This window comes from Bifidobacterium avesanii, from assembly GCF_009299475.1.
GTDB classification, from domain to species: domain Bacteria; phylum Actinomycetota; class Actinomycetes; order Actinomycetales; family Bifidobacteriaceae; genus Bifidobacterium; species Bifidobacterium avesanii.
The window spans coordinates 134,432-142,236 of record NZ_WBSN01000006.1 but is presented as its reverse complement, the minus strand read 5'-3'; the positions used below and the strand labels follow the sequence as shown (position 1 = coordinate 142,236).

Here is a 7,805-nt window from a genome sequence, read left to right as displayed (position 1 = left end):
TGAGCCAGAATCGAACCCTCCACAAAAAAACTTCATGAAGAGAACCAATTGAATGACTCTCAATTTAAAGAAAAAGACGCGACTTCTTAATAAGGAAAAGAAGTCCGCACTCAAAACCCCAACCCCCATCACCCCACTCTCATGGACCAGCCCGGCGCAAACCGGACGGGCGGGGATTGGACTGGCAATCAAAAAACTTGTCTAAACAAGCAGTACAAACACGCTCTTGAGTTCTCAAACCACGCGAACACGCACCCGGCCCCGACCACCCGAAGGAGGAGGACCGCCGTGCGGCAGCGAGTGAACAACTTACACGCTCCCGCCCGAACACGCAAACCCGGACCGCGGGCACACCCCGCTAACCGTTGGGAACACTCGCGTCCGCCGGCGTGTCGCACACCGGCGGCAAACCGGCGCAAAACCGGACGGACAACCCCACGCGGCCGACGGAACGGGCAAAACAACCCCGAAAAACACACCACACCGGCGTGTCGCACACGCGCGGCACCGCTCACTACTCCGCACAGCGGCCCGACTGCGGAACGCGAATGCGCGCGGATGTCACTCGAGACGCTGCTCAAAGCGGGCAGCGACGCGGGCGAATCGAATGCACGCGGATGCCGCACGGAACGCATACGGACGTTCCCAATCATCGAAAGATGCCGCGCGCTACGCGGATGGCATCGTAGGTTCGCCCATGCCCTGCAGAAAAACGAAAAAGCCGACCCCTCGCATGAAGGGGTCGGCTTGGCGAATCAGGCCACGATGCGGTCAGCGCCAGCGGCGGGCGGACACGGCGTCGGCGAGCTCGTGCAGCAGGCGTTCGGTCTCGTCCCAGCTGATGCACTTGTCCGTGATGGACTTGCCGTAGACGAGCTGGTCGAGCGGCGCGGCGGGCTGGTTGCCGCCCTCGATGAAGCTCTCCATCATGATGCCGGTGATGCCGCGCTCACCTTCGGCGATGCGGCCGGCGATGTTGCGCACCACCTCGGCCTGCCGGTGGTCGTCCTTGCCGGAGTTGCCGTGCGAGCAATCGACGATGAGCCCGTGCGCTGCGGCGGAGTCGGCGGGCATCATGGCGCGCACGTCCTCCATGGCCTTGGCGACGGACGCGGCGTCGTAGTTCGGGCCGTGGATGGAGCCGCGCAGCACCACATGGCAGTCCGGGTTGCCGAGCGTCTCGACCGCGCAGGCGCGTCCCAGATGGTCGATGCCGAAGAACGTGTGCTGCTGAGCGGAGGCATAGCAGCCGTTGACCGCGGCCTTCACGGACCCGTCGGTGGCGTTTTTGAAGCCGATCGGCATGGACATGCCGCTGGCGAGCTGGCGGTGCACCTGCGACTCGGTGTTGCGCGCGCCGATCGCGCCCCAGCTCACGGCGTCGGCGATGAACTGCGGGCTGGTGGGCTCCAGGAACTCGGTGGCGGCGGCGAGCCCCTCACCGAGCACGCCGAGCAGGGTCTTGCGCGCGAGGAGCAGGCCCTTGCGGATGTTGTGCGAGCCGTCGATGTCCGGATCGTTGATGAGGCCCTTCCAGCCCACGGTGGTGCGCGGCTTCTCGAAGTACACGCGCATCACAATGAGCAGCTCGCCCTCGACCTCCTTCATCACCTTGGCGAGGCGATGCGCGTAGTCGAGCGCGGCGGCCGGATCATGCACGGAGCACGGGCCCACGATCACCAGCAGGCGGTCGTCCTGCCCGTACAGGCACGCGCGGATCTCGTCGCGCGAGTAGGCGACGATCTCCTGCGCGGCGGCGTCGAGCGGCAGTTCGGCCAGCACCTGCGCAGGCGTGGGCAGCGGTTCGAGCTCCAGCACGCGACGGTTCACGATGCGGCTGACGCCCACCTGATCCTCCCAGCGCGGCACGTCGGTGGCGACGAGCGGATTCTTGCCCTCCTCCATCGCCTGACGGATGGCGCGAAGCTCCTCCGGGGTATTGAGCGGCTGCGGTCCGACCTGCAATCCGTTCTGCTTGTCCTGCTGCTGCATGGCGCTGTCTCCTTGAGTCATGATCTTCCCCAAGGATAGGGGCCGGCGGCTACAGACGCGGCATGATGGACCTGTTACAGCGCGCGGCGGGCGTCCACGGCGGCGGCCAGCGTGTGGAGCAGCTCGTTGGTGCGGTCCCACGGCACGCACGCGTCCGTGATGGACTTGCCGTAGACGAGCTGGTCGAGCGGCGCGGGCTTCTGGTTGCCGGCCTCGATGAAGCTCTCCATCATGATGCCGGTGACGCCCTGCTCGCCGGCGGCCAGTCGCGCGGCGATCTCCTCGACCACCTCGGCCTCGCGCACCTCGTTCTTGCCGCAGTTGCCGTGCGCGGCGTCGATCACCAGACCGTGGTCGCTCGGGCCGGATGCCTTGGACGCCTTGAGCGCCGCAAGGGCCTCGCGCACGGACTGGGCGTCGTAGTTCGGGCCGTGGGAGGAGCCGCGCAGGACCAGATGACAGTCCGGGTTCCCCTTGGTTTCGGCGGCGATCACGCGGCCGTCGAGGTTGATGGACAGGAAGTGGTGCTCGAACGCGGCGGCGTAGCAGGAGTCGGCCGCGGGCTTGATGGAGCCGTCGGTGGCGTTCTTGAAGCCGACCGGCATGGACAGGCCGCTGGCGAGCTCGCGGTGCACCTGGCTTTCGGTGTTGCGCGCGCCGATCGCGCCCCAGCTGATCGCGTCGCAGATGTACTGCGGGGTGATGGGGTCGAGCCATTCCGTGGCGATCGGGACGCCTTCGTTGAGCACGTCGGACAGCACTTTGCGCGCGAGCCACATGCCCTTGCGGATGTTGAACGTGCCGTCGAGGTCCGGGTCGTTGATCAGGCCCTTCCAGCCGATGGTGGTGCGCGGCTTTTCGAAGTACACGCGCATCACGATCACGAGGCGGTCGTACAGTTCGGCGCTCACCTCGGCGAGACGCCGGGCGTAGTCCTTGGCGGCCTTCGGGTCGTGGATGGAACATGGGCCTACGATGACGAGCAGGCGGTCGTCGCGGCCGTTGAGCACGTCGCGGATCTCCTGACGGGAGCGCAGGACCAGATCGATCTGCTTCTGGCTCAGCGGCAGTTCCTTGATGAACGCGCGCGGGGCCGGAATCGGGTCGAGCTGACGGATGTTGATGTCCACCGTCTCCGGAAACACGCCCTGCTCCCCAAGACGACGCTGTTCATCCACAGAGTTGTCCGGGCCGCGAAGGTCTGCCATGATCTGTTCTCCTCGTTGCGTTCTCTCGTTGGTTCGCACGATCCGTTCACACGATCGATTCGTACGATTACCGAAGACAGTGTAGCCGCGGAATGCGCGGGCCGGGGCGCGGCGACTGCATAGTGGGACCGCCGCGCCGCAACGCCGCGCGCCCGGCGCCGAAATGCACTGTTCGGTCCAACCTGCACACTCCCGGATGCAGGTTGGACCGAACGGGATGGAATATGGGCCGATCGGGGGCCGATTCTGGCGCATTCGGTCCAACCTGCGACCGGAGGGGTGCGGATTGGACCGAATGGGAGAAAAGCGGGTGCGCGAACGGGCGCGATGGCTTGGTCGGCGTGCGAACAATGCGGGCTTAAACTGACGAAATCCGGGATTCCAAGCGCGAAACGGACGCTGTTGCGGGGGTTTGACGCTTGGAATTCCGGATTTCGTCAGTTTGGGCCCGTGATTTGGAGTGGATTTGCCTGCAATTGGGGGCCAGCCTGCGGCGGGGCTCAACGTTGCCCTCGCTGTTCCTTGCGGCTTGTCAGCCGCAAGCCGCGCCTACGCGAAGCCCACCGGGCTTCGCGTTTTACGGCGCGTCAGCTCGGCGCGCTGGCCTGATTGCAGGCCGAGGGCCTGCAATCAGGCCAGCGCGCCCATCGGATCCCATGCCGGCAGGGGCAGGGCGGGCTCGTCGAGGGCGGCCTGATACTCGGCGGGGAGCATCGCCTTGGGGACGGCGACCTCGTAGACGTACTCGGAGAACCAATCGTCGGACATGGTGAAGTAGCCCTTGTCGGCGATCTTGGCGCCCCAGGAGTTCTCCACGCGCCAGCGGCGGGTGGTCTTGCCGTCGTCGGCCACGTCGACGCCCACGAAGGCCATGGCGTGGTTCATCGCGGACTCGCCGAAGCGCACGCGCTCCTCCTTGTCGAGGTCGAAGTCAACGCCGTACACGCGGCCGTACTCGAACAGGTCAGTGGCCCAGGCGCCGTTCTCGCGGTCCATCATCGGGCCGCAGTCGGCGCCGAACCACACCGGGATGCCCTGCTCGGACAGGATCTCGCGCACGCAGTCCTTCATGAACTGCACCGGCACATTGAGGTACTCGGTCGGGTCGCCGCCGGCCACGTTGCCCAGATGCTCGATGGCGATCTTCTTGCCCTTCGGGTGCTCCTTGCGCGGATCGTCCACGAGGCACACGTAGCTCTCGAGATCGGCGGTGCCGACGTACTTGGCCCAGAACTCCTGCGGGGTGACCTCGCCGTCGCGGTGGAACTCGCCGTCCTTGTCGGTCCACTCCCAGTCGAACTTGACCGGCGGCTCGCCCAGATGGATGGTGAGGATGCGGTGGCCGGCGGCGCGGGCCTCGGCCACGATCGCGTCGATGCCCGCCGGGTTGGCGTACATGTGGGCCACGGCGGTGTGCAGCAGGGCGCGCAGCTGCTTGTTCATCGCGCCGGTGTTGGAGGAGGAGACGGTCTCCGGGAACAGGTCCTTCGGCACGGCGCCGTACTTCTTGTACACGTTCAGGGCCATGGTCCACTGGCCGCCGTCGCCCATCACGTCGTCGAGCAGGTGCTTGATCAGGCGGGAGTCGTTCGGCTCGCCGGCGCGCACGAGGTCGGCCACGTCCTGCAGGAAGTAGTTGACGCGCTCGAGCTTGTCGTAGTACATGGCGTAGTTCTGGGAGAACTCGAACTCCTTGAGGTTCAGGTTCTTCTTGGCGACGAAGCGAGCGACGTTCAGGGAGCTGAACAGCCAGCAGCGGCCGGAGCGCTCCTGGGAGGTGACCTCGCCGTTGTCGACGGTCACGGAGAAGCGGCGCTGCAGCAGGCGGGCGCGGTCGTAGTTGCGGGCGACCTTCTCAATGCCCGCGGCGGTGACGGCGTTCATCGCCAGACGGTTGGTTTCCTTGCTCTCGAAATCCTGGCGCAGGCCGGTCAGCGCTTCCTGGCTCAACGGTTCGATGGCCATGAATCCTCCTTGGTACTCGTTGGTGCTTGTGGCGTTTCGCGTTGCCACGGCGTTCGGAACGCGCCGACGGCAACGCCTACCGATCATACTCCGGCCGGGGCGGTGGACCGTACGCGGGGAGGGAAGAGGACGGACGGGGAAGGATCCTTCGACTCGCCGACGCCCGCCCAGGCCGCCGGAGAGAAAACGACGTTTGCGCAGGATGGCGAGGGGATGGAAATGACGCCCGCCCGGAATGGCGGAAAATGCAGGAAGCCGGAGGATCGGGACTCGTGAAGGGTCCTGGTCCTCCGGCTTCATCCGGCTGAACGGGGCTGATGGACTACTCGGCGTCGGCCTTCGCTTCGGCGCCCTCGGCGGCCTCGCCGGCCTTCTCCGCGGAATCCTCGGCAGACTGGTCAGGCTGGGCGGAATCGGCGCCATCGGCAGCAGCACCATCGGACTCGCCGGTCGCGGGCTCATCGGCGGCGGGCACGGGGGCGTCCACCGGCACGCTCGGCGCCCCGGCCTTCGCGTCGCCGTCGGCCGGCCCGTCGGCCTTGTCGATGTTGCCGAAGCCGGCCAGCGAGCCGAACGACTTGGCGAAGATGGACTTGAGCTCGGAGACGCGCGCGGTGATCGCGGACTCGCGCTGCTGGAGCTGGGCGATCTGCTTCTGGAGGCCGTCGAGCTCCTCCTTGGCGGCCTGACGGCGCTGCTCGATCTGCGCGTCCGCGTCCTCGCCGGCCTTCTTGACGATCGCGGCGGCCTGCTGCTCGGTCTCCTCGCGCTTGGCGGCGGCGTACTCGTCGGCGGCCTCGCGCGTGGCCTTGGCCTGCGCGATGAGCTCGTCGGACTCCTTCTGCGTGGCCTTGCGGCGCTCCTCGAGCGCGGCGAGCAGCTCGTTGACCTTGGCGGTGGCCTCGTCCTGCTGGGCGGAGATGTCCTTGCGGATCTGCTCCACCTCGGCCTTGAGCTGGCTCATCATGTCGTCGCGCTTGATGGCGGCCTCGTCGGTGATCTGACGGGCCTTGGAGCGTGCGGTCTCGGTGATCTCGCCGGCCTTGCGGTTCGCCTCGTTGAGGAGCTTGGACGCCTGGTCGCGCACGTCCGCGAGCTTCTTGTTCGCCTCGGCGATGGCCTGCTGGATCTGGTCGTTGGCGTCGCTGCGGCGCTTGGTGAGCTCCTGATCGGCGGCGTTGCGCTGCTCGCTGATCTGCTTGGTGGCCTCCGCCTTGAGCTCGGCGATGGCGCGCTCCTGCGCGGCCTTCTCCGCGGCGAGGCGCTTGGCGTGCTCCTCGCGGGAGTTCTGCAGCTCCAGATCGATGGCCTGACGCTGGTCGGCGACGGCCTTGGCGGTCTGGCTCTTGAGCTGGTCGGTCTCCTCCTTGGCGGAGGTGGTGATGGTCTTGGCGGTGGTGTTGGCCGTCTCGATGATGGCCTTGGCCTTGGCCTTGGCCTGCGCGACGATGCGGTCGGCCTCGATGCCGGCGTTGTTCTTGGTGGTCTCGGCCTGCTTGTTGGCGCTTTCCAGCGTGGTGGCGGCGTCCTGCTTGGCGCGGTTGAGCAGCTCGGTGCTGGTCTGCTCCGCGGAGGCGAGCAGCTGCTGGGCGTTGGCGCCCAGGGAGGCGAAGGAGTCCTTGGACTGCGGGGCCTTGCGCTGGCGTTCCTCCTGCAGCTCGGCCTCCAGTTGCAGCACGCGATCGTCGTAGGAGCGGATCTGTTCGCGCAGACGGGCGAGATTCTCACGGGACTCGGCAAACGCCGCATCCACCTGTTCCTTGTCGTAGCCGCGCAACACCGTCGAGAACTGTTCAGCCATCGCTGTAACTCCTTGCCCTGATAACCCCAATTGGCTAGGGATACTGTAGCGCATCGCCCCGTGCGAAACCCCGTGTCGGCGTGCAGATTTCGCGGCTTGGACACAAGTTGTTCGACGGTCCGGCGCGTCGCGCCCGCGGAGTCGATCAGGCGAGCAGGATCTCGGCGTTCGAGGGCTGCCGCCAGTAGCGCACGGCCTCGCGGATGGCCATCTGCCCGGCCTTCACCTGCTGGTCGAGGGGCAGGCCCGGCTTGGAGCGGTCGCCCGACTCGTTGACCTGCGGCAGGCTCACGAACCCGGCGACCACGCGCTCCTGCGAGGCCGCCCAGTCGAGCAGCTGGTAGAACAGCGAGTTGCACACGTACGTGCCGGCGTCCGAGCTCAGCGTGGCGGGGATGCCGGCGGTCGTGTAGTCGGCGAGGATCGAGCGCAGCGGCAGACGCGTCCAGTACGCGGCCGGCCCGCTCGGGTTGATCACGTCGTGCTGCGGGGTCATGTTGTCCACGTCCGGCCGGTCGTCGCTCACGCGGTTGGTGGCGCAGCGCTCCAGCGCGATGCCGCGGGCCGCGCGCTTGAGTCCCATGGCCACCACGATCCGGGGCCGCGTGGCCTCGATCGCCTCGTGCAGCGCGGGCCACGACTTGGTGAAGCTCACCGGCATGGACACGGCGTTCACCGTCACGTCCGCGTCGCGCAGCGGGTCGTCGGCGTCCACCGGCCCGCCCAGCCCCCGCTCGGCGAGCGCCCGGGGCACCTCATAGGCGGGGTTGACCTCCACGCCGTCGTAATGGTCGAACCCGCACACCACCACATTGAACCGTTCCATGGTTCCAGTCTAT

The 7,805-nt window shown here is 66.9% G+C and carries 5 protein-coding genes; all 5 read right to left on the bottom strand.

Features of this window, described 5'->3' with window-relative positions; all coding sequences use genetic code 11:
• Positions 1-771: 771 nt before the first annotated feature.
• The 5 genes from DSM100685_RS05085 to DSM100685_RS05065 all read right to left on the bottom strand — a co-directional run bounded on the left by DSM100685_RS05085 (position 772) and on the right by DSM100685_RS05065 (position 7,792).
• Positions 772-1,992 (bottom strand): 3-deoxy-7-phosphoheptulonate synthase, encoded by a 1,221-nt coding sequence (locus DSM100685_RS05085; protein WP_152350268.1) that lies wholly within the window; start codon positions 1,990-1,992, stop codon positions 772-774.
• Positions 1,993-2,066: 74 nt separating this feature from the next.
• Entirely contained in the window at positions 2,067-3,200 is a 1,134-nt protein-coding gene (locus DSM100685_RS05080; protein WP_152350267.1) for a 3-deoxy-7-phosphoheptulonate synthase, read from the bottom strand.
• A 630-nt stretch (positions 3,201-3,830) separates the two neighbouring features.
• A complete protein-coding gene (locus DSM100685_RS05075) occupies positions 3,831-5,165 on the bottom strand; it encodes a C1 family peptidase (RefSeq protein WP_152350266.1) in 1,335 nt (444 codons plus the stop codon).
• Positions 5,166-5,487: 322 nt separating this feature from the next.
• Complete coding sequence (locus tag DSM100685_RS05070; RefSeq protein WP_152350265.1) at positions 5,488-6,966, bottom strand: cell division protein; 1,479 nt, start codon at positions 6,964-6,966, stop codon at positions 5,488-5,490.
• Positions 6,967-7,111: 145 nt separating this feature from the next.
• A complete protein-coding gene (locus tag DSM100685_RS05065) occupies positions 7,112-7,792 on the bottom strand; it encodes a pyroglutamyl-peptidase I (protein WP_152350264.1) in 681 nt (226 codons plus the stop codon).
• Between the last annotated feature and the right edge of the window lie 13 nt (positions 7,793-7,805).

Bases quoted from the DNA above. Each gene is read 5' to 3' on its own strand.
- DSM100685_RS05085 (WP_152350268.1), bottom strand. From the start codon at position 1,992: ATGCAGCAGCAGGACAAGCAGAACGGATTGCAGGTCGGACCGCAGCCG.
- DSM100685_RS05080 (WP_152350267.1), bottom strand. From the start codon at position 3,200: ATGGCAGACCTTCGCGGCCCGGACAACTCTGTGGATGAACAGCGTCGT.
- DSM100685_RS05075 (WP_152350266.1), bottom strand. From the start codon at position 5,165: ATGGCCATCGAACCGTTGAGCCAGGAAGCGCTGACCGGCCTGCGCCAG.
- DSM100685_RS05070 (WP_152350265.1), bottom strand. From the start codon at position 6,966: ATGGCTGAACAGTTCTCGACGGTGTTGCGCGGCTACGACAAGGAACAG.
- DSM100685_RS05065 (WP_152350264.1), bottom strand. From the start codon at position 7,792: ATGGAACGGTTCAATGTGGTGGTGTGCGGGTTCGACCATTACGACGGC.